This is a genomic window from Micromonospora sp. WMMD1274 (assembly GCF_049179035.1).
Classification (GTDB): Bacteria; Actinomycetota; Actinomycetes; order Mycobacteriales; family Micromonosporaceae; genus Micromonospora; species Micromonospora tulbaghiae.
This window is the reverse complement of record NZ_JBMHMG010000001.1, coordinates 2,042,377-2,065,982: the sequence shown is the minus strand read 5'-3', so window position 1 is coordinate 2,065,982 and position 23,606 is coordinate 2,042,377. Positions and strand designations below refer to the sequence as shown.

Genomic DNA, 23,606 nt, shown 5'->3' with positions numbered 1-23,606 from the left:
CGTCACCGATCGCGTCTCACCCTGCATCCGCTCGTGGACGCGAGACGGATGCGACCTGGAGGTGGCGTGAGTCGCGACGAGGACGACGAACAGTTCCGGCTGTTCGTCCAAGCACAGTGGGGACGGCTGGTCCGCACCGCCTACCTGCTGACCGGCGACCGGGGGACAGCCGAGGACCTGGTCCAGTCGGCGCTGGAGAAGACCCATCGGCGCTGGGGGAGGGTGCTGCGCAGAGACGCGCCCGAGGTCTACGTGCGCCGGGCGATGGTCAACACGGCCATCTCGTGGCGGCGTCGGCGGCGGCCGCTGGAGGTGCCGCTGCTGACCTCCGACAGCGCGCCGGTGCCTGACGCGTACGCGCAGGTGGAGCAGCGGCGACTGCTGCTCGCCGCGCTGCGCCGGCTACCGCCCAGAACCCAGGCCGTTCTGGTGCTGCGCTACTTCGAGGACCTCAGCGAGGCGGACACCGCCCGGGTTCTCGGCTGCTCCGTCGGCTCGGTGAAGAGCCAGGCGTCGCGCGGGCTGGCCCGGCTGCGGGTCGAGTTCGCCCCGCCCGCCCCTGCGTCCCCGGTACGGCTCCAGGAGGATCCGGCATGACCGAGAACTTCGCCCGTTCGACGCTCGGTCCCGCGCTGTGCCAGGCCGCGCACGGTGTCGGCGTACCCGAGGACCCGTGGCCGGGGTTCGCCCGGCGCGAGCGACGGCACCGGCGCAACCGGCTGATCCGGGCGGCTGTGGCAGCGGTCGTGGCCGCGCTCGTCGGGGTCCAGGCCAACGTGGTGCCCCTCCCGGGCTGGGCGCCCGGCATCGCGGTCGCCGCCGCCCCGGCGGCGCTGCTCGACGCGCCGCCCCGGGGCGCGCTCGCCGGCGACCGGGCCTGGCTGGAGGCGCTACGGGAGCGGATCAGCGCCGATCCGGCGATGGGCCGCCCCACCGCACCGGGCGGCTCGAAGACGGACGGCTTCTGGAAGGTCGGGGATCGCGACCGGATCCGTCTGCTCTACGGCAGTGACCGGCCGGGCCGCCGGGTCGCACTGGTGGCGGTGCCGCTGCGGTTCGGCCTGCTCACCAAGGAGACGCTGGTCTGGTACGCGGGCCCGGCCGGTGCCGACGCCGGGCAGATGCGCTACGCCGGTCACAGCGAGGCCGCCGACGACCCGGTCATGACGCTGATGCAGGCCGGTCCGGACGGAGGCGCATTCGCGGTCGTCGTCGGGCCCCCGGGCTCCACCGTGACGATCAGTGGCGACCCCCGGTACACGCCGAGGGGAACGCTGGAGTACGAGGACATCGCGCGGGCGGACGGCAGCGGGGTCGGCTTCGCCGTCCTGCCTCCCGGGCCGCTGCGGCACGAACCCGTCGTCCGGGTCGGCGACGACAACCATGTGCTCTTCCAGGGCGGCCTGGGCGGCGGCCCGTACGCGGGGATCGACCCGACCGCGCGGGAGATGGACGTCCTGCTCACCGCCGCCCGGCGGGGCGCCCGAGGCACGCCGATGGCCGACGCCGACCTGCGCGACGTCGCCGGATGGGCGCTCCTCGACAGCCGCCTCCCGGTGGCCGGGACGACGGTACGGGTGCTGTGGTCGGGCACCGAGGGCGGCCGGCCCGCCGCGCTGCTCACCGTGCAGCCCGCAGGCGGCGGGGTGATCGCGTACGCGATGCACGGCGACCACCGCACCGGCTGGGGGGTCGACCTGCGGCTGCTGCTGCCGGCCGAGGGCGCCGACCGGCGGCCGGTCGGCTGGCGGATCCGGGCCGACGGCGGCACCCGTCCGCCCACCGGCCAGGTGCGGGTGATCGCCCCGCCGGACGCGGCCCGGGTCACGGTCACGGTCGGCGGCGCGCCTCCGGTCGCCGTAGCGCTCGACGCGTCGAAGGTGGGCACCACCCGGGTACCGCCGGACCAGCCGGCCACCCTCACCGCGTACGCCACCGACGGCAGCGTCCTCGGCGCCACTCCGGTGCCGCCGGTCGAGACGGACATGTCGGGCCTGCCGGGCGACAGCCCGGCCACCCGGGTGACCCCCTGACGCAGGCGTGGCCGAGCCGGGGACGGCTCGGCCACGCCGATGGATCACCCGCGTCAGCAGGCGACGCTGATGCCCCGGGCACGCAGGAACGGCGCCGGGTCGATCTGGTTCCACATCGCGCCCTGGTGCACCTCGAAGTGCAGGTGCGGGCCGGTGGAGTCGCCGGTGGAGCCCTCGTAGCCGATGACCTGACCGGCCTTGACCGTGTCGCCGACGCCGACGGCGAGCCGGCTCTGGTGGGCGTAGTGGGTCAGGTAGCCGTTGTGGTGGTCGATGAAGACCGAGATGCCGTAGCCGTCGCCCACGTCGCCGGCCTTGACCACGGTGCCGGCGGCGGCGGCGTGGATCGGCGTGCCGGAGGGCATGGCGAAGTCGATCCCGGCGTGCTGGGTGCCCCAGCGGGGCCCGTAGCAGGACGTGATGTCGGCGCCCTTCATCGGGATGATCCAGGTCGGCTTCTTCGCCGCTGTCTTCTTCTTCGTCGGCTTCGGCTTGGGCTTCGCGGTCGCCGTCTTCTTCGGCGCCGGGCTGGTCGCGCCGGCGCTCGGGCTCGGCGACGGGCTGGCCGGTACGGCGGACGGGGTGACCGGCTGGCGGTCCGAACGGTCGGCGCGGGCGGCGTCGTCGGCGCGGGCCGCTGCGCCGAGGTCGACGGCGGCGGGCGTCGGGTCGGACGGGGCGGTGGTGGCGACCACGCCACCGATGCCGAGGCCGAGCAGGGCCACCGCGCCGGTGACCACGTAAACGGTGCGCCGGGCGCGGCGCGGGCGCCGGTGCCGGGCGGGAGCGTTGTCCGGGGTGGGGCTGCTGTGCTGCACGGGATCCTTCATCGGTTTCGAGGGGCACGTGACCTCGAAATACTGGTGTCGGTGCAGGTCGCAGCGGGTATCGGGGGTGTGGAGGCGGTGGTCCGCGCTGCCGCCGCGCGTCCGGTTTCGAACCGGCCGGCCGGTTCGGTCGAAGAGACGATCATCGGTCCATGTGCTCCCGCTCACACCCGTCGGTGTGACCTGGCAGACATCGGCACAGACGAAACCGCCCGGACCATGCGATCCGGGCGGTGAAGGGGCGTACGGAGCGTCAGGACGCGGCTACGTCGCTGTAAACTTCCTCGACTTCGAGCTGAATGTCCACTCCGCGGTCCTTGAGGAACGCCACCGGGTCCTGCGGCTGGCCCTTGACATGGATCTCCAGGTGCAGGTGGGAGCCGTAGGAGTGGCCGGTGTTGCCGACCAGGCCGAGCTGGTCGCCGGCCTTCACCTCCTGGCCCTCCTTGACCGTCACTGCGGAGGAGTGGCCGTAGATGGCCTCGCTGCCGTCGGAGTGCTTCACGATGACGGCGTAGCCGTAGCCGCCGAACCAGCCGGCCTTGCTGACGGTGCCGGCGTGGACCGCCTTGTAGGGCGTGCCCTCCGGGGCGACCAGGTCGATGCCGGTGTGCAGCTTGCCCCAGCGCATGCCGTACGGGGACTTGAAGTCGTAGCCGTGCAGCGGCAGGAGCCACGGGTCCTGCTCGGCGGCTTTGCTGTCGGAGCGGTCGGAGCGGGAGGCGGTGTCCGCGCTCTTGCCGCGGTCGGCGGCGTCCTGGCTGGCGACCGAGGCCTGCCGGAGCTCGTCGAGGACCGACGGGCTGACGCTCTTGGCGTCGGGCAGGGCGTTCGCGCCGATGGCGACGATGCCGGCGCCGACGAACGCGGTGGTGACCACCGCGGCGTAGCGGCTCCGCGGGGGGGTGGGTACGCGGCGGCGGCCGCGATAGCGATCGGGCTCAGACGACAGGCGCTGGCGCACGCACACCCTCCGTTGTCGGGGATCCGATGCGACTCCGGACCGTTCGGTGAAGCTCGGTCGAACCTCCGGTGTCGCGTCGTCACCCGTCCGTGGACCTGATGACAACCGTGGACACGTTAGCCAACCGCCACTCCTGTCACAAGCCGAAGCGCCGAAGTGCTGATTCGTTATGTCCAATTCCATCCGACCTTGTCATATCTCGTGCCGCCGGTCGGATGGCCTGTCGACTGCCCGTTCGTCGCGGACAGTGACCGAACGGCGGAGGTGTCCGGCTTTCCGCGTACCCGGGAGGGCGGTAGGGGGACGGCTCGTATGTGGGAAGGTCCGGCCCGGCTTCCCGCCCCCCGCCCGGCCGGGTTACCGTTCGTTCAGGTCAGGAGTGCCGGTGAAAGGTGTGCGCAGATGAGCTCTCGTATCCGGGTCGTCGTCGCGAAGCCCGGCCTGGACGGCCACGACCGGGGCGCGAAGGTCGTCGCACGCGCCCTGCGGGACGCGGGCATGGAGGTCATCTACACCGGCCTGCACCAGACGCCCGAGCAGATCGTCGAGACCGCGATCCAGGAGGACGCGGACGCGGTCGGCCTCTCGGTGCTCTCCGGCGCGCACATGACGCTGTTCAAGCGCGTCGTCGAACTGCTCGCCGAGCGCGACGCCACCGACATCGTGGTGTTCGGCGGCGGCATCATCCCCGAGGCCGACATCCCGGAGCTGGAGCGGCTCGGCGTCGCGAAGATCTTCACCCCGGGCGCCACCACCGGGTCGATCGTCGAGTGGGTGCGGGAGAACGTCGCCCAGCCGGTCGGCTGACCCGCCGCGTCCCCGGCCCCTGCGTCCCCGGCCCCTACGTTTCGGGCCCCTGCGTTTCCGGGTCCGGGCACGGGGGAGGGGCCGGACGCACCCCTCACACGCCCGGCCCCTCTATGCACGATGCCCCGCCGCCACCCCTCGACCGACAGGGCATCGGCCGCTCCCGTCGTCGCGCTTGACCAGCGCGCCGACATCACACTCAACGACGCCCCCGACGGGCGGTTACGCCCCGGCCCGGACATCCCCCGGACGGCTGACGCCCGTGTGCGCCGGCGCGGCGGTGATCGGCCCGGCCGGCGCCGGCCTGTGCATTACCGCACACCCCGCACCCGCTCGGTTGCCGCCCGTTCCCATCTCGTTAGGCTGCGGCAAATGGCCTGTCTCATCTGATGACAGGCGTCAAACTGATTTTCCGAAGCTGGTGGCGGCGCGACGGCGCGCCGCGGAGACGGGACGGGACGCGCAATCGTGGACCTGTACGAGTACCAGGGGCGGGACCTGTTCGAGCGGCACGGCTTGCCCGTGCTCGCCGGCGGCGTCGCCACTACCCCGGAGGAGGCCCGCGCGATCGCCGAACGCCTCGGCGGCCGGGTGGTCGTCAAGGCGCAGGTGAAGGTCGGTGGCCGCGGCAAGGCCGGCGGCGTGAAGCTGGCCGAGGGCGCGGAGGAGACGGTGGCCCGCGCCACCGACATCCTCGGCATGGACATCAAGGGTCACACCGTCCACAAGGTCATGATCACCGTGACCGCGGACGTGGCCGAGGAGTACTACTTCTCGTACCTGCTCGACCGGGCGAACCGCACCTTCCTCTGCATCGCCAGCGTGGCCGGCGGTATGGACATCGAGCAGGTCGCGGCCGAGACCCCGGAGCGGGTCGTGAAGGCGCCGATCGACGCCAACACCGGCGTGGACGAGGCCAAGGCGCGCGAGATCGTCACCGCGGCCGGCTTCCCGGCCGAGATCGCCGACCAGGTGGTCGACGTCGCGGTCAAGCTGTGGCAGGCGTTCGTGGCCGAGGACGCCACGCTCGTCGAGGTGAACCCGCTGGCCACCACCAAGGACGGCAAGCTGCTGCTCCTGGACGCCAAGGTAACCCTGGACGAGAACGCCGCGTTCCGGCACCCGGACCACGAGGCCCTGGTCGACCAGGCGTCGGTGGACCCGCTGGAGCAGGCCGCGAAGGCCAAGGACCTCAACTACGTCAAGCTCGACGGCGAGGTCGGCATCATCGGCAACGGCGCGGGCCTGGTCATGTCCACGCTCGACGTGGTCGCGTACGCGGGCGAGCGGCACGGCGGCGTCAAGCCGGCCAACTTCCTCGACATCGGCGGCGGCGCGAGCGCCGAGGTGATGGCGAACGGCCTGGAGATCGTCCTGTCCGACCCGTCGGTCAAGAGCGTCTTCGTCAACGTCTTCGGCGGCATCACCGCCTGTGACGCGGTCGCCAACGGCATCGTGCAGGCGCTGGCGCTGCTGGAGCAGCGCGGCGAGAAGGCCACCAAGCCGCTCGTCGTCCGCCTCGACGGCAACAACGCCGAGGCCGGTCGGGCGATCCTCGACGGCGCGGCCAACCCGCTGATCCAGCGGGTCGACACCATGGACGGCGCGGCCGAGCGGGCCGCCGAGCTGGCAGCTGCGGGGGTCTGACAATGGCTATCTGGCTGACCAAGGACTCCAAGGTCATCGTGCAGGGGATGACCGGTTCCGAGGGTTCCAAGCACACCCGGCGGATGCTCGCCGCCGGCACCAACGTGGTCGGCGGCGTCAACCCGCGCAAGGCCGGCACCACTGTCGACTTCGACGGCACCGAGCTGCCCGTCTTCGCCTCCGTCGCGGACGCGATGAAGGAGACCGGCGCGGACGTCACTGTCATCTTCGTGCCGCCGCAGTTCACCAAGGCCGCCGTGGTCGAGGCGATCGACGCCGGCATCGACCTGGCCGTGGTGATCACCGAGGGCGTCCCGGTGCACGACACCGCCGCGTTCTGGGCGTACAACAAGTCCAAGGGCGAGCGCACCCGGATCATCGGCCCGAACTGCCCGGGCATCGCCTCGCCGGGCGCGTCGAACGCCGGCATCATCCCGGCCGACATCACCGGCTCCGGCCGGATCGGCCTGGTCAGCAAGAGCGGCACGCTGACCTACCAGATGATGTACGAGCTGCGCGACATCGGCTTCTCCACCTGCGTCGGCATCGGCGGTGACCCGATCATCGGCACCACCCACATCGACGCCCTGGCCGCCTTCGAGGCGGACCCGGAGACCGACGCCATCGTCATGATCGGCGAGATCGGCGGCGACGCCGAGGAGCGGGCGGCCGAGTTCATCAAGGCCAACGTCACCAAGCCGGTGGTCGGCTACATCGCCGGCTTCACCGCCCCGCCCGGCAAGACCATGGGGCACGCCGGCGCGATCATCTCGGGCTCGGCGGGCACCGCCGACGCCAAGAAGGCGGCGCTGGAGGCGGTGGGAGTCAAGGTCGGCAAGACCCCGACCGAGACCGCCAACCTGATGCGGGAGATCATGTCCGGCCGCTGAGCGGTCGGAGCGACGTGCCGAGGGGGTCGACCGGGGAACCGGTCGGCCCCCTCGCGTTCAGCGGTACCAGTACGGGTAGTACGAGTTGCCCCGGGCGCGCACGATGGCGCTGGCGACGATGTTGATCACACCGAACGCGATGGCCAGCCAGCCCAGCAACTGGGACTTGCCGTTGCGCCGGGCGTCGCGGATCGACAGCGCGCCGAAGACGATGCCCAGGATGCCGCAGCAGAACAGGCCGAAGACGATGCCGAGGACGCCCCAGAGCGTGGTCCGGTCCCGGCCGACGGCCGGTGGCGGCGGGGGCGGCGGGTACGGAGCGTTCACGGCTTCCTCCGAGCGGTCGGCACCGCGACGGGAACGGTCGCGTCTGAGGCCGAGGCTAGACCGGATCACCGCCGTGGGACCGGGGTTCGGCGAACTCGCCACGCTGCCGACCGGGTATCGGACTGCCGTCCTCCGCGCGGCGTGCCAGAGTAGACACGATGTCACGCGTCACCCCTGACCAGCCCCGCCGTCCGGCCACCGGTCCCCCCGCCGGCGCCCGGCCGCCCGGCCGTGCCCGTCCGGCCGCCCGGGTGCCCGCGCCCCGAACGGGTGAGGAGCCCCGCAGCCGGGCCCCGCTGCCGGTCGCCGCCGGGGTGGCCGCGCTCTGGGCGGCGCTGACCTCCTGGCTGCCGGTCTCCGCCGTGCTGGGCCTCGCCCAGCTCAGCGAGGACGCCGGATCGTTCGGCGGCGCGTTGCGTGCCGGCCTGGCCGGATGGCTGCTCGGGCACGGCGTGCCGTTGGGCACCACCGCCGGTCCGCTCGGCCTCACGCCGCTCGCGCTCAGCGCGCTCGCCGTCTGGCGGCTCACCCGCGCCGGGGTGCACGTCAGCCGGGCCGTCGGCGCGCGCGGCGCCGGCTCGCCCCGCCAGGCGCTCACCGTCGCGGTCGCGGTCGGCATCGGGTACGCGCTGCTCGGCGCGCTCGCCGCGTTCGCCGTCGACGCGGGCGGCCTGGGGGTCTCCCCGGTCACCGCCGCGCTCACATTCGCCGCGTTCGGCATACCCGCCGCCCTGGTCGGCGCGCTGCGCACCACAGGCGTGTGGGCGCTGCTGGCGGCGCGCTGCCCACCGCCGGTGCGCGACGGTCTGCGCACCGGACTCGTCGCCGCGCTGCTGCTGTGCGGCGCGGGCGCCGGCGCGGCCGGACTGGCGGTGGCCACCGGTGGCGGCGACGCGGCCGACATGATCGGGGCGTACCGGACCGGGGTGGCCGGTCAGGCCGGCATCACCCTGGTCAGCATCGCCTACGCGCCCAACGCCACCGCCTGGTCGGCGAGCTATCTGCTCGGTCCCGGGTTCGCGGTCGGCACCGACACCGCCGTCCGTACGAGTGAGGTCTCCGTGGGCGCGCTGCCGGCCGTACCGTTGCTGGCCGGCCTGCCGCGCGGGCCGATGGACGGGCTGGGTGGCGCGCTGCTGGCGGTGCCGGTGCTGGCCGCGATGGCGGCCGGCTGGCTGCTGGCCCGGCGGCTGCTGCGCGCGGCGGCCGAGGAACGCGCCGAGGTGGGCTGGCCGGCGCTGCTGCTTCCGGCCGCGCTCGCCGGACCGGTCGCCGGCGCGCTGCTGGGGCTGTTCGCGGCGGCCTCCGGCGGGTCGCTCGGTGGTGGCCGGCTGGCCGAGGTCGGGCCGTCGCCGTGGGCGGTGGCCGTGGTGGCCACGCTCGTGATCGGGGTGGGCGCGGTGCTCGGCGCCGCCGCCACCCGCACGCTGACCCGCACCCGCTGACGCGCACCCGCTGACCCGCGCCGGGGCCCGGAGACGCGTCAGGGGCGCCCACCGGAAGGTGGACGCCCCTGGACGGCGGAGGATCAGGGCTGGGCCGGCAGGCTGACGTTGGCGACGATGCCCAGGATGATCAGGATGATGCCCAGGCCGGCGCCGACCGCGCCGCAGATCAGACCGGTCTTGGCCTGACCGTCGTTGTTGGCGAGCCCCTGCGCGGCCTTCTGGCGGCCCAGGTAGCCGGTGACGACAGCGGCGATACCCAGCGGGATGCCGAGGTAGAAGCAGCAGACCAGCGGGATCGAGGCGATACCGAGGATCATGGACACGAGGCCCAGCGTGTTGTTCGGGGTCTGACCCGCCCCGGCCGGGTAGCCCGCGCCCGGGTACTGCGGCGCGGCGCCGTACGGCGGCTGCTGCTGCGCGTACGGGTCCTGGCCGTAGGCGGGCTGACCCGAGGTGGGCTGGCCGTACGGCTGGCCCGAGGTCGGCTGCTGGCCGTACTGCGGCTGCTGCCCGTACTGGGGCTGCTGGCCGTACTGCGGGGCCTGCGGCGGCTGGGCGTACGGGTCGTGCGGCTGGGCGGTCGGGTCCTGGTTCGGCTGCTGGCCGTACGGGTCCTGTCCGGGGTAACCGGGCTGCATGTCTGGGTGCTCCTCAGGTCGGTTCGGGTTGTCGGTCAGTTCGTGCCGCTGTTGCCGGCGAGACCAGCCAGGCCGCCGAGGAGGCAACATCCCACCACGATGACGGCGATCCAGATCAGACCGACGATGAGGGCCCACTTGGACCACTTCTTGGACTCGGCGGCTGCGGCCTGGGCGCCGGCGTAGTCACCCTGCTGGATCAGCGGGTTGACCTTCGACGCGTTGATGATGGCCGGGATCGCGAGCGGCCAGAACAGGAAGATCGCGACGATGGACATCGTCATGTTGTTGTCGATCTGCTGCGGCTGCTGCGGGGGGTATCCGGGCTGCATGGGAACTACTCCTCGGTCCGGCGGCACGCGGCGTGCCGGGTTCACTGGGGGTGCGGGCCGGGCACGGGGCCGGACACCGGGCGACCGGCAGCGTACCGCGATCACGCCACCGGGGAGGTCACCCGATGGGCCGCCGCCCCGCGGCCGGGCCGCCTGACCTGCCCGATAGGGTTGCCCGGTGACCGAGCCCGCGTCCGTCGCCCGCCTCGTCGTCCTCGTCTCCGGCTCCGGCAGCAACCTCCAGGCGCTGCTGGACGCCACCGCCGACCCCGGGTACGGCGCCCGGGTGGTCGCCGTCGGCGCCGACCGGGACGGGATCGCCGGCCTGGACCGGGCCGCCGCCGCGGGTGTGCCGTCCTTCGTCGAGCGCGTCAAGGACCACCCCACCCGCGCCGACTGGGACAAGGCGCTCACCGCGCGGGTCGCCGAGCACCGGCCCGACCTGGTCATCAGCGCCGGGTTCCTCAAGCTCGTCGGCCCGGAGTTCCTGGCCGCGTTCGGCGACCGCTACCTCAACACGCACAACACCCTGCTGCCGGCGTTCCCCGGCATCCACGGCCCCCGCGACGCGCTGGCGTACGGCGTCAAGGTCACCGGGGCCACCCTGTTCTTCGTCGACGCCGGCATGGACACCGGCCCGATCGTGGCCCAGGTCGCCGTGCCGGTGCACGACGACGACGACGAGGACGCGCTCACCGAGCGCATCAAGTCCGCCGAGCGGCGCCAGCTCGTCGAGCAGGTCGGCCGCCTGGTCCGTGAAGGTTGGACGATCACCGGAAGAAAGGTCACCATCCCGTGAACGCCACTGAGGACGCCGGCCGCCGCCCGATCCGGCGCGCGCTGGTCAGCGTCTACGACAAGACCGGCCTGGTCGAGCTGGCCCGCGCCCTGCACGGGGCCGGTGTGGAGATCGTGTCGACCGGGAGCACCGCGTCGACGATCTCCGGCGCCGGGGTGCCGGTGACGCCGGTCGAGCAGGTCACCGGCTTCCCGGAGATCCTCGACGGGCGGGTCAAGACGCTGCACCCGAAGATCCACGGCGGCCTCCTCGCCGACCTGCGCAAGGACACGCACGCCGCCCAGCTCGACGAGCACGGCATCGCCGGCATCGACCTGCTGGTCTCCAACCTCTACCCGTTCCAGGCCACCGTCGCCTCCGGCGCCGACGCCGACGAGTGCGTGGAGCAGATCGACATCGGGGGTCCGGCGATGGTGCGGGCCGGGGCGAAGAACCACGCCTCGGTGGCGGTGGTGACCGACCCGGCCATGTACCCGGCGGTGGTGGCCGCGCTCGCCGAGGGCGGCTTCACGCTGGCCCGGCGCCGGGCGCTCGCCGCCCGCGCGTTCGCCGACATCGCCGACTACGACGTCGCGGTGGCCGACTGGTTCGCCACCAGTGTGTCGCCGGCCGAGGACGGCTGGCCGGAGTTCGCCGGCCTGGCGCTGCGCCGCCAGGCGGTGCTGCGGTACGGCGAGAACCCGCACCAGGCGGCGGCGCTCTACACCGACCCGGGCGCGCCGGCCGGGCTGGCCCAGGCCGAGCAGTTGCACGGCAAGGAGATGTCCTACAACAACTACGTCGACGCGGACGCCGCCTGGCGGGCCGCGAACGACTTCCCGGACCAGCCGGCGGTGGCGATCATCAAGCACGCCAACCCGTGCGGCATCGCGGTCGGCGCGGACGTGGCCGAGGCGCACCGCAAGGCGCACGCCTGCGACCCGGTCTCCGCGTTCGGCGGCGTGATCGCGGTGAACCGGCCGGTGAGCGTGGAGCTGGCCGGTCAGGTCGCGGAGATCTTCACCGAGGTGCTGGTGGCGCCGGGCTTCGACGAGGGCGCGCTGGAGGTGCTGCGGGCCAAGAAGAACATCCGGCTGCTGCGGGCGCCCGCGTTCGCCACCCGGCCGGCCGAGTGGCGGCAGGTCAGCGGCGGCGTGCTGGTGCAGATGCGGGACGCCGTCGACGCGCCCGGCGACGACCCGTCCGGCTGGACGCTCGCCACCGGTGACCCGGCCGACGAGGCGACGCTGCGCGACCTGGCGTTCGCCTGGCGGGCGGTACGCGCGGTCAAGAGCAACGCGATCCTGCTGGCCCGCGACGGCGCCACAGTCGGCGTCGGCATGGGCCAGGTGAACCGGGTGGACTCGGCGCGGCTGGCGGTCAGCCGGGCCGGCGACGAGCGGGCCCGCGGCTCGGTCTGCGCCTCCGACGCGTTCTTCCCGTTCGCCGACGGCCCGCAGATCCTCATCGACGCCGGGGTCCGGGCGATCGTCCAGCCCGGCGGCTCGATCCGGGACGAGGAGACCATCGCGGCCTGCAAGGCGGCCGGCGTGACCATGTACCTCACCGGCACCCGGCACTTCTTCCACTGACGAGTCCGGCCGTGACCGTCCGGGTGCGTCAGTCGTCCGCACGACTGACGCACCCGGACGCCGGGCCGTTGCCCGCCGCGGGAGGCGGTTGCTAGCGTGTGCGCGGCGACGATCGAGCGTCTCCGCTGTCTGTGAGCCCGGCAGGTGTGCCATGCGCGTTCGCGACCGGTTGACCGCCGTCGTCGTCACGCTGGCGTTCGTCCTGGCCGGACTGGGAGCGGCAGCCGCACCCGCCGTCACCGCACCGGCCGTCGCCCCGATCGTCGAAGCGCTCGCCGCCGCGCCGGCCGCTCCCGACGTCGCACCACCCGTCGGAGCGCTCGCCGCCGCGCCGGCCGCCGCCTCGGCGAGCGGAACGAGCCCGGCCGCGCCGGGTGCCGCGTACCCCCGAATCTCCTGGTCGGAGCTTGCCGCCGGGCCGTGGCACGACCACGGCGGCGGTCTCGGCTACGCCGACGGACCGGACGACCTGGCCCCGGCCGCGCTCCCGCGCGTGGCCGGTCCGGCGGTGCCGGAGCCGGTCGTGCCAGCGCCCCGGCCGCGTGTCGTGCCGCTGCCGCCGCGCGGCCCGCTCGCCGCGCGTGCCCCGCCGGCCGCCTGAGCCGCACCGAACCCGCAGCCCGCACCGGGACGCGCGCTCGCGCCGCACCGGACACCGCCGCGTCGACCCGGCGGTCTCCGCCGCGAGCTGCCGTCCACCGGTACGGCGGCGCGCCTCACGCCGCCGGGCCGCCTCGGGTTCGTCCCCGGGCCCGCCGTCCGCACGCGTGCCCGCATCGGAGGCCCCGCCCCCTCTTCCTCCGGGGGACGGGGCCTTCGTCGCGCTCACGCCTCGGTGCGCACGTCGGCGAAATGGCAGGCGCTGGGGTGCGGATCCGCCGCGCGGGGGACCGCCTGCGGGTCCTGCGTCGCGCAGACCTCCTCGGCCTTCCAGCAGCGGGTCCGGAAGTGGCAGCCGGACGGCGGCTCGGCCGGACTCGGCACGTCGCCGGTGAGCCGGATGATGGTCCGCCGGTCGCGGGCCTCCGGGTCGGGCACCGGCACCGCCGACAGCAGCGCCTGGGTGTACGGGTGGGTCGCGCGCTGGTAGATCTGCTCCTCGGTGCCGATCTCCACGATCCGGCCCAGGTACATCACCGCGACCCGGTCGGAGATGTGCCGCACCACCGACAGGTCGTGGGCGATGAAGATGTACGACAGCCCCAGCTCGTCCTGGAGCTGCTCCAGGAGGTTGATCACCTGGGCCTGGATGGAGACGTCGAGGGCCGACACCGGCTCGTCGCAGACGATGATCTCGGGCCGCAGCGCGAGCGCTCGGGCGATGCCGATGCGCTGCCGCTGACCGCCGGAGAACTGGTGCGGGTAGCGGTTGACGTGCTCCGGGTTGAGCCCGACCACGTCCAGCAGCTCCTGCACCCGCTGCCGCCGGCTGCGCTTCGGTGCCGCCTCCGGGTGGATCTCGAACGGCTCGCCGATGATGTCGCCGACAGTCATGCGCGGGTTCAGCGAGGTGTACGGGTCCTGCATCACCATCTGCATGTTCCGCCGCAGCCGGCGCAGGTCGGCACCGCCGGCCCGGAGCAGGTCGCGCCCCTCCAGCGTGACCCGCCCGGCGGTCGGCGTCTCCAGGCGCATGAGCAGCCGGGCCAGTGTGGACTTGCCGCACCCGGACTCGCCGACCACACCGAGTGTCTCACCGCGCCGCAGCTCGAACGAGACGCCGTCCACGGCCTTGACCTGGCCGATTGTCTTCTTGAACAGCACGCCCTGGCTGATCGGGAAGTGTTTGACCAACTGGTCGACGGCGAGGATCGTCTCGCCGCGCACCTTGGCGGGTTCAGCCGTCGCGGTCATCGTGCACCTCCTGGGCGAAGTGGCACGCGCTGGTCCGCCCGTCGCCGAGCACCAGGTCGTGCGGCACCTCGTCCACACAGACCGGCTGGACGTACGGGCACCGGGGGTGGAACGGGCAGCCGGACGGGATCGCCATCAGGTTCGGCGGCAGCCCGCGGATGCTGGACAGCGCCTGGCCGCGCACGTCCAGGCGCGGGATCGACTCCAGCAACCCCTTCGTGTACGGGTGGGCCGGCGCCCGGTACAGCGCGTGCACGTCGGCGTGCTCGACGATGCGGCCCGCGTACATGACCGCGATCCGGTCCGCGACACCGGCGACCACGCCCAGGTCATGGGTGATCAGGACGAGCGCCATGCCGAGATCCCGGCGCAGGTCGGCCAGGAGGTCCATGATCTGCGCCTGCACCGTGACGTCCAGCGCGGTGGTCGGCTCGTCGGCGATCAGCACCTTCGGGTCCAGCGCCAGCGCCATCGCGATCATGACGCGTTGCCGCATGCCGCCGGAGAACTGGTGCGGGTAGTCGCCGAGCCGCTTCGCCGCGGCCGGGATCCGGACCAGGTCCATCAGTTCGACGGTGCGCCTGCGCGCGTCGGCCCGCGACATCCCGGCCCGCTCGCGCAGCGACTCGCCGATCTGCCAGCCGACCGGGAAGACCGGGTTCAACGCCGACAACGCGTCCTGGAAGATCATCGCGATCTCGGCGCCGCGAATCTGCCGGCGCTCCTCCTCCGGGCGGGTGAGCAGGTCCCGCCCCTGGTAGAGGATCTGCCCGGCGCGCACGTACGCGGGCGGGGTGTCCAGGATGCCCATGATCGCCTGGGCGGTGACGGACTTGCCGGAGCCGGACTCGCCCAGCACCGCGAGCGTCTCACCGGCGTCCAGGTGGTACGTCACCCCGTTGATCACGCGGGCCACGCCCTCCCGGGTACGGAACTCGACGTGCAGATCCCGTACCTCCAGCAGGTGCCCGCCGGGCGGGGTGGGTGAGGCCGGCGTGGGCCGGACCGACGACTGGGTCATGGGTTGTCACCGCAGCTTCGGGTCGAAGGCGTCGCGGATCGCGTCGCCGAGCATGATGAAGGCGAGCACGGTCAGGGCGAGGAACGTCGACGGCACGATCAGCGGCGTCGCCGACTCCCGCATGTGCACGCGACCGGCGTCGATGTCGATGCCCCAGGAGATGGTCGGCGCCTTCAGGCCGATGCCGAGGAAGCTCAGCGTCGCCTCGGCCGCGATGAACGACCCGAGCGCGATGGTGAGCACCACGATGGCCGGGGCGAGCGCGTTCGGCAGGATGTGCCGCCACATGATCCGGCCGTTGCCGGCCCCGAGCATCCGGGCGGCCGCCACGTAGTCCTGCTCCCGGGCGGTGATCACCGAGGAGCGGACCACCCGGGCCGCGGTGGTCCACCCGAGTAGCGCCAGGACGAGGATCACCGCGAACAGGCGTACCGTCTCGCCGCTCGTGCTCACCCGCTTGAGCAGCACGATCGCGGCGAGCAGCAGCGGGATGCCGAGCACGATGTCGATCACCCGGGACAGCACCGCGTCGACCCACCCGCCGAAGTAGCCGGCGAGCATGCCGACGACGAGCGCGATCACACCGGTGATCAGCGCGGAGAACGCGCCCACGAGCAGCGAGGCACGGGCGCCGTAGACCGCGCGGGCGAACGTGTCGCAGCCCTGGAAGTCGTACCCGAAGATGGCCCCGCCGGACGGCCCGGCGTGCTGCCGGGAGAGCACGCAGTCGCGCGGGTCGTTGGCGGCGAACAGCCCGGGCGCCACCGCCATCGCGGCGACCAGCACCACCAGGAGCAGGCTGATCCAGAAGACCGGGTTGCGGCGCAGGTCCCGCCAGGCGTCACCGGCCAGGCTGCGGGCCCGGTCCGGCCGCCCGGCCCGGCCCGGCGTGCCAGGCTCGCCGGAGACGCCGCGCCGCGCGGCCTGGTTCTCCGTGGCCGCCACCGTCTCGAAGTCGCTCACTGCGGCACCTCGCTGCGCTCACTCATAGCGGATCCTCGGGTCGAGGACGGCGTAGAGCACGTCCACCACCAGGTTGGACAGCAGGTAGACCACGACGAGCACACTGACGATGCCGACCACCAGCGGGCCGTCCTCGGTGCGGATGCCGCGGAACAGGTTGAAGCCGACGCCCGGGACGTTGAACACGCCCTCGGTGATGATCGCGCCGCCCATCAGGTTGCCCAGCTCGACGCCGAGGAAGGTGACCACCGGGATGAGCGAGTTGCGCAGCACGTGCACCCCGACGATCCGGCGTCGCCGCAGGCCTTTGGAGCGGGCGGTCCGGACGTAGTCGGCGCGCAGGTTCTCGGTCACCGAGGTACGCGTCAGCCGCAGCGCGGTGGCCAGGGACAGCGAGCCGAGCACGATGCCGGGCAGCAGCAGCGCGTAGAAGGACGGCTGGGCTCCCGCGGTGGGCGGGAAGACCGGCCACCGGACGCCGAGGAAGTACTGGGCCAGCGGGGCCAGCACGATCGTGGGGATGCCGAGCACCAGCAGCGTGAGCACGAGCGTGGCGTGGTCGAACACGCCGGAGCGCCGGATCGCCGCGATCACGCCCGCGGTGACCCCGAAGATCACCGTCACGGCCATCGCGATCACTGCGAGCTTCAGGGTGACCGGCCAGGCGGCGGCGAGGATGTCGCTGATCTGCCGCCCGGTCAGCGACTGTCCGAGGTCGCCCTGGACCAGGCCGCCCAGATAGTCGAAGTAGCGGTAGAAGAAGCCGCCGACGCCCGTCGCGTCCAGGTGGTACTTCTCGGTCAGATAGGCCCGCTGCGCGGCGGTCACCGGCCGCTCCCCGGCGAGGGCCTGGATCGGGTCGCCCTGCCCGGCGAACATCAGCGCGTAGACGATCAGAGTGGTCCCGAAGAAGGCGAGGACCATCTGGAGCAGTCGCCGCAGGATGAACCGGAGCATGCTGGCAAGTCTGCCGAAACCGGGCTAAATGCGTGCCAATGCGAGGGCCGGGCCACCCGTGGGGGTGGCCCGGCCCGTCAGCGGGGTGTCAGGCGCGTTCGATCTTCAGCAGGTCCACCCGGTCGAAGAGGTCCACGTGGACGTTCTTGACCTTGGTCGAGTGGCCGAAGTTGTTCTGCCCGTACCGGAGCGGGATCACCGGCATGTCCTGCGCGAGCAGGTCCTCCGCCGCCTGGTACTTCTTGATCGCCTCGTCCTCGGTCGCCGCGCGGGCGCCCTCGGCGAGCAGCTTGTCGAACTCCGGGTTGCTGTAGCCGTAGTAGTTCGACGAGCCGGTGGTGCTGTACAGCGGGCCGAGGTAGTTCTCCATGGACGGGTAGTCCATGACCCAGCCCATCCGGAACAGGCCGACCGGCTGCTTCTGCTTGAGCTTGGTCAGCAGGTCCGCGAACTTCGGCTCGGCGGTGCCGACGCAGTCCACGCCCAGGTTGGCCTTGAGCTGGTTGCAGGTGGCGTCGATCCAGTCCTTGTGGCCGCCGTCGCCGTTGTAGGACAGCTCGATCTTCTTCGGGCCGCCCGCGGCCTCGTACATGGCCTTGGCCTTGACCGGGTCGAACGCGCCGGCGGTGCCGATGGTGTTCTCCCGGTAACCGGCGACCACCGGCGAGACGAACGAGCGGGCCGGCTGCTGCGAGTCCTTGAAGATGGACTTGGTGATCTCGTCCCGGTCGATCGCCATCGAGATCGCCTTGCGCACCTCGGGCTTGCTGAACTCCTCCTGGAACGTCGGGAAGGCCAGCACCTGCAGCGACGAGGCCGGGCTCTGCTGGAAGCGGTCACCCAGGTCGGTCGCGGCGGTCGACAGGTTCTCGGTCGGGATCGTCTTGATCACGTCGAGGTTGTCCGACAGCACGTCCGCGTACGCGGCGGTCGGCTGCTGGTAGATGCGGAACTCGACGCCGCCGACCTTGGGCTGCTGGCCCGGGAACGCGTCGTAGCGCTCCACCTCGACCTTGGCGTCGTGCTGCCAGTTGCCCTTCATCTTGAACGGGCCCTGGCCGATCGGCGCCTGCTCGTAGCCCTCGGCGAGCACGCCCGGGGCGGAGAAGGCCGCCTTGGGCAGCGGGTAGAAGGCGGTGTAGCCGAGCATGGACTTGAAGTCCACGTACGGCTGGCTGAGCGTCACGGTGAAGGTCAGGTCGTCGACCTTCTTCAGGCCGCTCATCGTCGTCGCCTTCGGGCTCTCGCCCTGGAGGTCGTCGTAGCCGGCCACCTTCTCGAAGAAGTAGCTGGAGTTCTGGCCGTTCGGCGCGTAGGCACCGTAGTTCCAGGCGTCGATGTAGTTGTCGGCGGTGACCTTCTCGCCGTTGTGGAACGTGTAGCCGGGCTTCAGCTTGACCGTCCAGACCTTGTTGTCGGACGTCGTCACCGAGTCGGCCGCCACCTCGTGCGGCTTGTTCGCCTCGTCGTAGTCGACGAGCGGGCTGAACAGGGCTGACAGGACCTGGGAGCCGCTCGTCTCGTTGGTGTTGGTGGGCACGAGGTGCTGCGGCTCGGCGATCTCGATCCGCACGGCCGCATCGGAGTCGCCGGCACCGCCGCCGCCACCGCCCGAGCCGCAGGCCGTCAGGCCGAGCGTCACCGCGAGCGGGAGCGCGGCCCAGGCCGCGAGCCTACGAACACGCATGGAGTCTCCTCATCTCCTCACGCTGCGCGGTCGTCCCGGCGCTGGGTGACTCTGCGCAACGAGCGGTAACGGTAGGTCGCGATCCGGCCCGTCGACAACTGGTGCGTTGTCAACTGATGACGGATCGTGTCCGGCGAGCCTTGTCGCTGCCGCTCGTGGGTGCTAGAACTCGCCCCTGCCTGGCGTTTTGTTCGCCGCCGGTGGGCGGTTCAGGTCGCGGTCGGAGGCATCTGAGGCGCCTGGGCCGTCTGTCCGATCCCTGCCTCCCCGGGTGCGCCCGGGCCGCCGCGTCCCAGTGACTGATCACCCTCCGTGACTTAGGGCACGTTGCGCAGCGTGATCGTCTGCCGTCGTCGTCCGGTCCGCCCGGGGCCGTGAGACGATCACGACGTGACGGCGACGATCCTGGACGGCAAGGCCACCGCGGCGGAGATCAAGGACGAGCTACGAGCCCGGGTCAAGGCGCTCGCGGAACGCGGCATCACCCCCGGCCTCGGCACGGTGCTGGTCGGGGAGGACCCCGGCTCCCAGGCGTACGTCAACGGCAAGCACCGCGACTGCGCCGAGGTCGGTATCGCCTCGCTGCGGGTCACGCTGCCCGCCGACGCCACCCAGGAGCAGCTCGACGCGGCGCTCGCCGAACTGAACGCCGACCCGGCCTGTCACGGCTACATCGTCCAGCTCCCGCTCCCCGGGCACCTCGACACCCAGCGCGCGCTGGAGTCGATCGACCCGGACAAGGACGCCGACGGGCTGCACCCGGTCAACCTGGGCCGGCTCGTCCTCGGGTACGACGCGCCGCTGCCCTGCACCCCGCGCGGCATCGTGGAGCTGCTGCGCCGGCACGACGTGCCGCTGCGTGGCGCGAACGTGGCAGTGGTCGGCCGGGGCAACACGGTCGGCCGCCCGCTGGGCCTGCTGCTGACCCGGCGCAGCGAGAACGCCACAGTGACGCTCTGCCACACCGGCACGCTCGACCTGGCCGCGCACACCCGCGCCGCCGACGTCGTCATCGTCGCCGCCGGGGTGCCCGGGCTGCTCACCGCCGACATGATCAACCCGGGTGCGACGGTGGTGGACGTCGGCATCACGCGGGTCATCGGCGAGGACGGCAAGGGCCGCTACACCGGCGACGTGGACCCGGAGGTGGCCGAGGTCGCCGGCAAGCTCGTGCCGATGCCCGGCGGCGTCGGCCCGATGACCCGGGCGATGCTGCTCACGAACGTGGTCGAACGGGCCGAGCGGGCGGGCTGACACCCACCCAGGTCATAACCGTCCGCCCCTGACCCGATCGGTGCCAGGATGGCTGATACGGTCCGGAAAACCGACTGGTATCAGGGAGTGGGACGACCATGGGTAAGAAGGTCACTGTCGTCGGCGCCGGATTCTACGGCTCCACCACCGCACAGCGCCTGGCCGAGTACGACGTCTTCGACACCGTCGTCATCACCGACATCGTGGAGGGCAAGCCGGCGGGTCTCGCGCTCGACCTCAACCAGTCCCGCGCGGTCGAGGGCTTCGAGACCAAGGTCGTCGGCGTCACCACCGGCCCGAACGGCGAGGGCTACGACGCCATCGAGGGCTCGGACGTCGTCGTCATCACCGCCGGCCTGCCGCGCAAGCCGGGCATGAGCCGGATGGACCTGCTGGAGACCAACGCCAAGATCGTCCGGCAGGTCTCCGAGAACGTCGCCAAGTACGCCCCGAACGCCGTCGTCATCGTGGTGTCGAACCCGCTCGACGAGATGACCGCGCTGGCCCAGCTCGCCACCCAGTTCCCCAAGAACCGGGTGCTCGGCCAGGCCGGCATGCTGGACACCGCCCGCTTCACCAACTTCGTCGCCGAGGCGCTGAGCGTGCCGGTGAAGTCGGTACGGACCCTGACGCTCGGCTCGCACGGCGACACGATGGTCCCGGTGCCGTCGAAGAGCACCGTGAACGGCAAGCCGCTGCGTGACGTCATGCCGGCCGAGCAGATCGAGGAGCTGGTCGTCAAGACCCGCAACGGTGGCGCCGAGGTCGTCGCGCTGCTCAAGACCGGTTCCGCGTACTACGCCCCGTCCGCCGCCGCGGCCCGGATGGCGAAGGCCGTGGCCGAGGACTCCGGCGCGGTCATGCCGGTCTGCGCCTGGGTCGACGGCGAGTACGGCATCTCCGGCGTCTACCTGGGTGTCGAGGCCGAGATCGGCGCCGAGGGCGTGAAGCGGGTCGTCGAGACCGACCTGGACGCCGACGAGCTGGCCGCGCTGAAGGAGGCCGCCGAGGCCGTCCGCGCCAAGCAGGGCGACGTCGCCAGCATGTGACGCCCGACCACCGCACAGAAGGCCCGCCGGCACGCGCCGGCGGGCCTTCTGTGCGTCCCACCCGCCGCCCTCCCGTCCTCCCCCTTCTCCCCGTCCCCCCCGTCCCCCCGTCCCCTCGTTCCTCCCGTCGATCATGAAGTTGACGGCGGAAACGGAGATCGACCAGGCCGCCAACCTCATGATCGACGGGGCGAGGGCGAGGGCGAGGGCGAGGGCGGGGGCGGGGGGGAGGGCGAGGGCGAGGGCGGGGGGTGGGGGGTGGGGGGTGAAGGGGGTGGTCAGGTGGGGGGTGGCCAGGGTGGCGGGGGAGAGGGTCGCCAGCAGGGTCGTGCGGGAGTGGCGGGCCGTGTCCGGAGCCTCCTCGTGGGCGTACGCCAGCTCCGGGTCGACCAACTGGATCGCGTGCACCAGCAGGTCGCCGGTGATCAGGAGGCGCTCGTCGTCGGCCTCGACCAGCACCGACTGGTGACCCGGCGTGTGGCCGGGCGTGTGCAGCAGCCGTACCCCCGGGGTGAGTGGCGTCTCGCCGTCGACCACCCGCAGCCGGCCGGCGGCGCGCAACGGCGTCAGCAGCCGGGCCGGCAGTTCCGGGTGGAACAGCTCCAGCGCGTCCACCTCGGCGCGCTGGATCAGGTGATCGGCGTTCGGGAACAACAGCGGACCGGCCCAGCCCACGTGGTCGGTGTGCAGGTGGGTGAGGACCACGGTGCGGACGTCGGCCGGGTCGATCCCGGCGGCGGCCAGCTCGGCCGGCAGCCGGCCCGGTACCGGCGCCCAGCTCGCGGCGAGCGAGTCGGCCGGACCGATGCCGGCGTCGACCAGCGTGACCGGCCCGTCGCCGGCCCGCACCGCGAACGCGCGGAACCGCAGCCACCACCGGCCGTCGTCGGTGACGGCACCCGGGTCGAGCCGGTCGGCGGCCTGCCAGTGCGCCTGGGTCGCGTCGGGAAACGCCTCGCCGCGGGGCTGGAAGAAGGGCCCCTCACCGTCGGCGAGCGCGGTGACCGTGATAGACCCGAGGGTGCGGCTGTGCGGCATCGGACGATGATGCCAGCGGCCCGAGGCGCGGCGCAGCCCGCTTTTCCGGCGGCCCACCCGGGCCGCCTGGGGACTGCCGGCCAGTTTCCAGTACGCTCGTACTGCTTGAGCACGTGTCCCCCGAGAGGAGCGCCGGCCGATGGCGAAGATCAAGGTAAACAACCCGGTCGTGGAGATCGACGGCGACGAGATGACCCGGATCATCTGGAAGCAGATCCGGGAGCAGCTGATCCTGCCCTACCTCGACGTCGACCTGCACTACTACGACCTGTCGATCCAGCACCGCGACGCCACCGACGACCAGGTCACCGTCGACGCCGCCAACGCCATCAAGGAGCACGGCGTCGGCGTCAAGTGCGCCACCATCACCCCGGACGAGGCCCGGGTGGAGGAGTTCGGCCTGAAGAAGATGTGGCGGTCGCCGAACGGCACCATCCGCAACATCCTCGGCGGCGTGGTCTTCCGCGAGCCGATCATCATGTCGAACGTGCCGCGGCTCGTCCCGGGCTGGACCAAGCCGATCATCATCGGCCGGCACGCGCACGGCGACCAGTACAAGGCCACCGACTTCGTCGTCCCCGGCCCGGGCACGGTGACCATCACCTACACCCCGGCCGACGGCGGCACCCCGATGGAGATGGAGGTCGCCAACTTCCCCGGCGGCGGCATCGCCATGGGCATGTACAACTACGACGAGTCGATCCGGGACTTCGCCCGCGCCTCGTTCCGGTACGGCCTGGACCGCAACTACCCGGTCTACATGTCGACCAAGAACACCATCCTCAAGGCGTACGACGGCCGGTTCAAGGACATCTTCGCCGAGGTGTTCGAGAACGAGTTCAAGGCCGAGTTCGACGCGGCCGGCCTCACCTACGAGCACCGGCTGATCGACGACATGGTCGCCGCCGCGCTCAAGTGGGAGGGCGGTTACGTCTGGGCGTGCAAGAACTACGACGGTGACGTGCAGTCCGACACCGTGGCGCAGGGCTTCGGCTCGCTCGGCCTGATGACCTCGGTGCTGCTCTCCCCGGACGGCCGCACCGTCGAGGCCGAGGCCGCGCACGGCACCGTCACCCGGCACTACCGGCAGTACCAGAAGGGCGAGAAGACCTCGACCAACCCGATCGCCTCGATCTACGCCTGGACCCGGGGCCTGGCCCACCGGGGCAAGCTGGACGGCACCCCGGCGGTCACCGAGTTCGCGAACACGCTGGAGAAGGTCATCGTGGACACCGTCGAGGGCGGCCAGATGACCAAGGACCTCGCGCTGCTCATCTCGCGGGACGCCCCGTGGCTGACCACCGACGAGTTCATGAACGCGCTCGACGAGAACCTGGCGCGCAAGCTCGCCGCCTGATCACTCCCGTCGATCACACGGAACCCGCCGGCACGCGCCGGCGGGTTCCGTCGTGTCCGGGCCCGGTGCGTCACCGGGTCCGGGCCGGGCTCGTTGTACCGGGTGGACGCGATGCCAGTCTCGTCCAGCCGTCCCTTCCCTTG

At 72.3% G+C, this 23,606-nt stretch carries 22 protein-coding genes and 1 pseudogene; 12 read left to right on the top strand and 11 right to left on the bottom strand.

Annotation, left to right across the window (positions count from 1 at the left end; translation table 11 throughout):
- Positions 1-66 precede the first annotated feature (66 nt).
- Both ACN27D_RS09350 and ACN27D_RS09345 read left to right on the top strand, forming a co-directional pair.
- Positions 67-597, top strand: a complete 531-nt coding sequence (locus ACN27D_RS09350; protein WP_233586163.1) for a SigE family RNA polymerase sigma factor — start codon at positions 67-69, stop codon at positions 595-597.
- Positions 594-2,033 carry a hypothetical protein gene (locus ACN27D_RS09345; RefSeq protein WP_421498922.1) on the top strand — a complete coding sequence of 480 codons (1,440 nt, stop codon included), beginning with the start codon at positions 594-596 and terminating at the stop codon, positions 2,031-2,033. The genes ACN27D_RS09350 and ACN27D_RS09345 overlap by 4 nt, the downstream gene beginning before the upstream one ends.
- Positions 2,034-2,086: 53 nt before the next feature.
- Here the strand turns inward: ACN27D_RS09345 and ACN27D_RS09340 are convergent, their stop codons facing one another.
- Positions 2,087-2,851: a M23 family metallopeptidase gene (locus ACN27D_RS09340; protein ID WP_421498921.1), complete on the bottom strand. Its 765-nt coding sequence runs from the start codon at positions 2,849-2,851 to the stop codon at positions 2,087-2,089.
- 262 nt (positions 2,852-3,113) lie between these two features.
- On the bottom strand, positions 3,114-3,824 hold the full coding sequence (locus tag ACN27D_RS09335) for a M23 family metallopeptidase (protein WP_120573172.1): 711 nt from the start codon (positions 3,822-3,824) through the stop codon (positions 3,114-3,116).
- A gap of 402 nt (positions 3,825-4,226) precedes the next feature.
- Between ACN27D_RS09335 and ACN27D_RS09330 the strand changes: the two genes are divergently transcribed.
- The 3 genes from ACN27D_RS09330 to sucD all read left to right on the top strand — a co-directional run bounded on the left by ACN27D_RS09330 (position 4,227) and on the right by sucD (position 7,168).
- Positions 4,227-4,631, top strand: a complete 405-nt coding sequence (locus tag ACN27D_RS09330) for a cobalamin B12-binding domain-containing protein (RefSeq protein ID WP_120573173.1) — start codon at positions 4,227-4,229, stop codon at positions 4,629-4,631.
- 468 nt (positions 4,632-5,099) lie between these two features.
- Complete coding sequence (sucC, locus tag ACN27D_RS09325) at positions 5,100-6,278, top strand: ADP-forming succinate--CoA ligase subunit beta (RefSeq protein WP_073828859.1); 1,179 nt, start codon at positions 5,100-5,102, stop codon at positions 6,276-6,278.
- A 2-nt stretch (positions 6,279-6,280) separates the two neighbouring features.
- Positions 6,281-7,168, top strand: coding sequence for a succinate--CoA ligase subunit alpha (gene sucD, locus ACN27D_RS09320; protein ID WP_121683015.1), 888 nt, complete (start codon positions 6,281-6,283; stop codon positions 7,166-7,168).
- Positions 7,169-7,225: 57 nt separating this feature from the next.
- On the opposite strand, the gene ACN27D_RS09315 is transcribed toward sucD, so the two are convergent.
- Positions 7,226-7,495: a DUF4190 domain-containing protein gene (locus tag ACN27D_RS09315; protein ID WP_120573175.1), complete on the bottom strand. Its 270-nt coding sequence runs from the start codon at positions 7,493-7,495 to the stop codon at positions 7,226-7,228.
- 158 nt (positions 7,496-7,653) lie between these two features.
- Here ACN27D_RS09315 and ACN27D_RS09310 point away from each other — a divergent pair, with 158 nt between their 5' ends.
- Complete coding sequence (locus tag ACN27D_RS09310) at positions 7,654-8,940, top strand: DUF6350 family protein (RefSeq protein WP_121683016.1); 1,287 nt, start codon at positions 7,654-7,656, stop codon at positions 8,938-8,940.
- 83 nt (positions 8,941-9,023) lie between these two features.
- Here ACN27D_RS09310 and ACN27D_RS09305 read toward each other — a convergent pair whose 3' ends face one another.
- Both ACN27D_RS09305 and ACN27D_RS09300 read right to left on the bottom strand, forming a co-directional pair.
- Positions 9,024-9,581, bottom strand: coding sequence for a DUF4190 domain-containing protein (locus ACN27D_RS09305; RefSeq protein WP_120573177.1), 558 nt, complete (start codon positions 9,579-9,581; stop codon positions 9,024-9,026).
- 35 nt (positions 9,582-9,616) lie between these two features.
- Positions 9,617-9,913, bottom strand: a complete 297-nt coding sequence (locus ACN27D_RS09300) for a CD225/dispanin family protein (RefSeq protein WP_121683018.1) — start codon at positions 9,911-9,913, stop codon at positions 9,617-9,619.
- A gap of 178 nt (positions 9,914-10,091) precedes the next feature.
- Here ACN27D_RS09300 and purN point away from each other — a divergent pair, with 178 nt between their 5' ends.
- From purN to ACN27D_RS09285, 3 genes are all read left to right on the top strand, one after another.
- Entirely contained in the window at positions 10,092-10,712 is a 621-nt protein-coding gene (gene purN / locus ACN27D_RS09295) for a phosphoribosylglycinamide formyltransferase (RefSeq protein WP_120573179.1), read from the top strand.
- Positions 10,709-12,283, top strand: a complete 1,575-nt coding sequence (gene purH, locus ACN27D_RS09290) for a bifunctional phosphoribosylaminoimidazolecarboxamide formyltransferase/IMP cyclohydrolase (protein WP_421498920.1) — start codon at positions 10,709-10,711, stop codon at positions 12,281-12,283. The genes purN and purH overlap by 4 nt, the downstream gene beginning before the upstream one ends.
- Positions 12,284-12,434: 151 nt before the next feature.
- Positions 12,435-12,884 carry a hypothetical protein gene (locus tag ACN27D_RS09285; RefSeq protein ID WP_421498919.1) on the top strand — a complete coding sequence of 150 codons (450 nt, stop codon included), beginning with the start codon at positions 12,435-12,437 and terminating at the stop codon, positions 12,882-12,884.
- A 224-nt stretch (positions 12,885-13,108) separates the two neighbouring features.
- Here ACN27D_RS09285 and ACN27D_RS09280 read toward each other — a convergent pair whose 3' ends face one another.
- The 5 genes from ACN27D_RS09280 to ACN27D_RS09260 all read right to left on the bottom strand — a co-directional run bounded on the left by ACN27D_RS09280 (position 13,109) and on the right by ACN27D_RS09260 (position 18,765).
- On the bottom strand, positions 13,109-14,137 hold the full coding sequence (locus tag ACN27D_RS09280) for an ABC transporter ATP-binding protein (RefSeq protein WP_421498918.1): 1,029 nt from the start codon (positions 14,135-14,137) through the stop codon (positions 13,109-13,111).
- Entirely contained in the window at positions 14,121-15,158 is a 1,038-nt protein-coding gene (locus ACN27D_RS09275) for an ABC transporter ATP-binding protein (protein ID WP_318335646.1), read from the bottom strand. The genes ACN27D_RS09280 and ACN27D_RS09275 overlap by 17 nt, the downstream gene beginning before the upstream one ends.
- Before the next feature lie 6 nt (positions 15,159-15,164).
- A complete protein-coding gene (locus ACN27D_RS09270) occupies positions 15,165-16,121 on the bottom strand; it encodes an ABC transporter permease (protein WP_030269431.1) in 957 nt (318 codons plus the stop codon).
- A gap of 18 nt (positions 16,122-16,139) precedes the next feature.
- A complete protein-coding gene (locus ACN27D_RS09265; protein WP_120573184.1) occupies positions 16,140-17,078 on the bottom strand; it encodes an ABC transporter permease in 939 nt (312 codons plus the stop codon).
- Between the two features lie 88 nt (positions 17,079-17,166).
- A complete protein-coding gene (locus tag ACN27D_RS09260; protein WP_350815528.1) occupies positions 17,167-18,765 on the bottom strand; it encodes a peptide ABC transporter substrate-binding protein in 1,599 nt (532 codons plus the stop codon).
- Positions 18,766-19,155: 390 nt separating this feature from the next.
- On the opposite strand from ACN27D_RS09260, the gene ACN27D_RS09255 reads away from it, so the two are divergent.
- Together ACN27D_RS09255 and mdh are read left to right on the top strand one after the other, a co-directional pair.
- Positions 19,156-20,019: a bifunctional methylenetetrahydrofolate dehydrogenase/methenyltetrahydrofolate cyclohydrolase gene (locus tag ACN27D_RS09255; RefSeq protein WP_120573186.1), complete on the top strand. Its 864-nt coding sequence runs from the start codon at positions 19,156-19,158 to the stop codon at positions 20,017-20,019.
- Between the two features lie 98 nt (positions 20,020-20,117).
- Positions 20,118-21,068, top strand: a complete 951-nt coding sequence (gene mdh, locus ACN27D_RS09250) for a malate dehydrogenase (protein WP_120573187.1) — start codon at positions 20,118-20,120, stop codon at positions 21,066-21,068.
- 249 nt (positions 21,069-21,317) lie between these two features.
- Here mdh and ACN27D_RS09245 read toward each other — a convergent pair.
- Positions 21,318-22,106, bottom strand: a pseudogene (locus tag ACN27D_RS09245) (MBL fold metallo-hydrolase); the annotation flags it as partial.
- Between the two features lie 139 nt (positions 22,107-22,245).
- Here ACN27D_RS09245 and ACN27D_RS09240 point away from each other — a divergent pair.
- A complete protein-coding gene (locus tag ACN27D_RS09240; RefSeq protein ID WP_120573189.1) occupies positions 22,246-23,463 on the top strand; it encodes an NADP-dependent isocitrate dehydrogenase in 1,218 nt (405 codons plus the stop codon).
- The last annotated feature ends 143 nt before the right edge of the window (positions 23,464-23,606 follow it).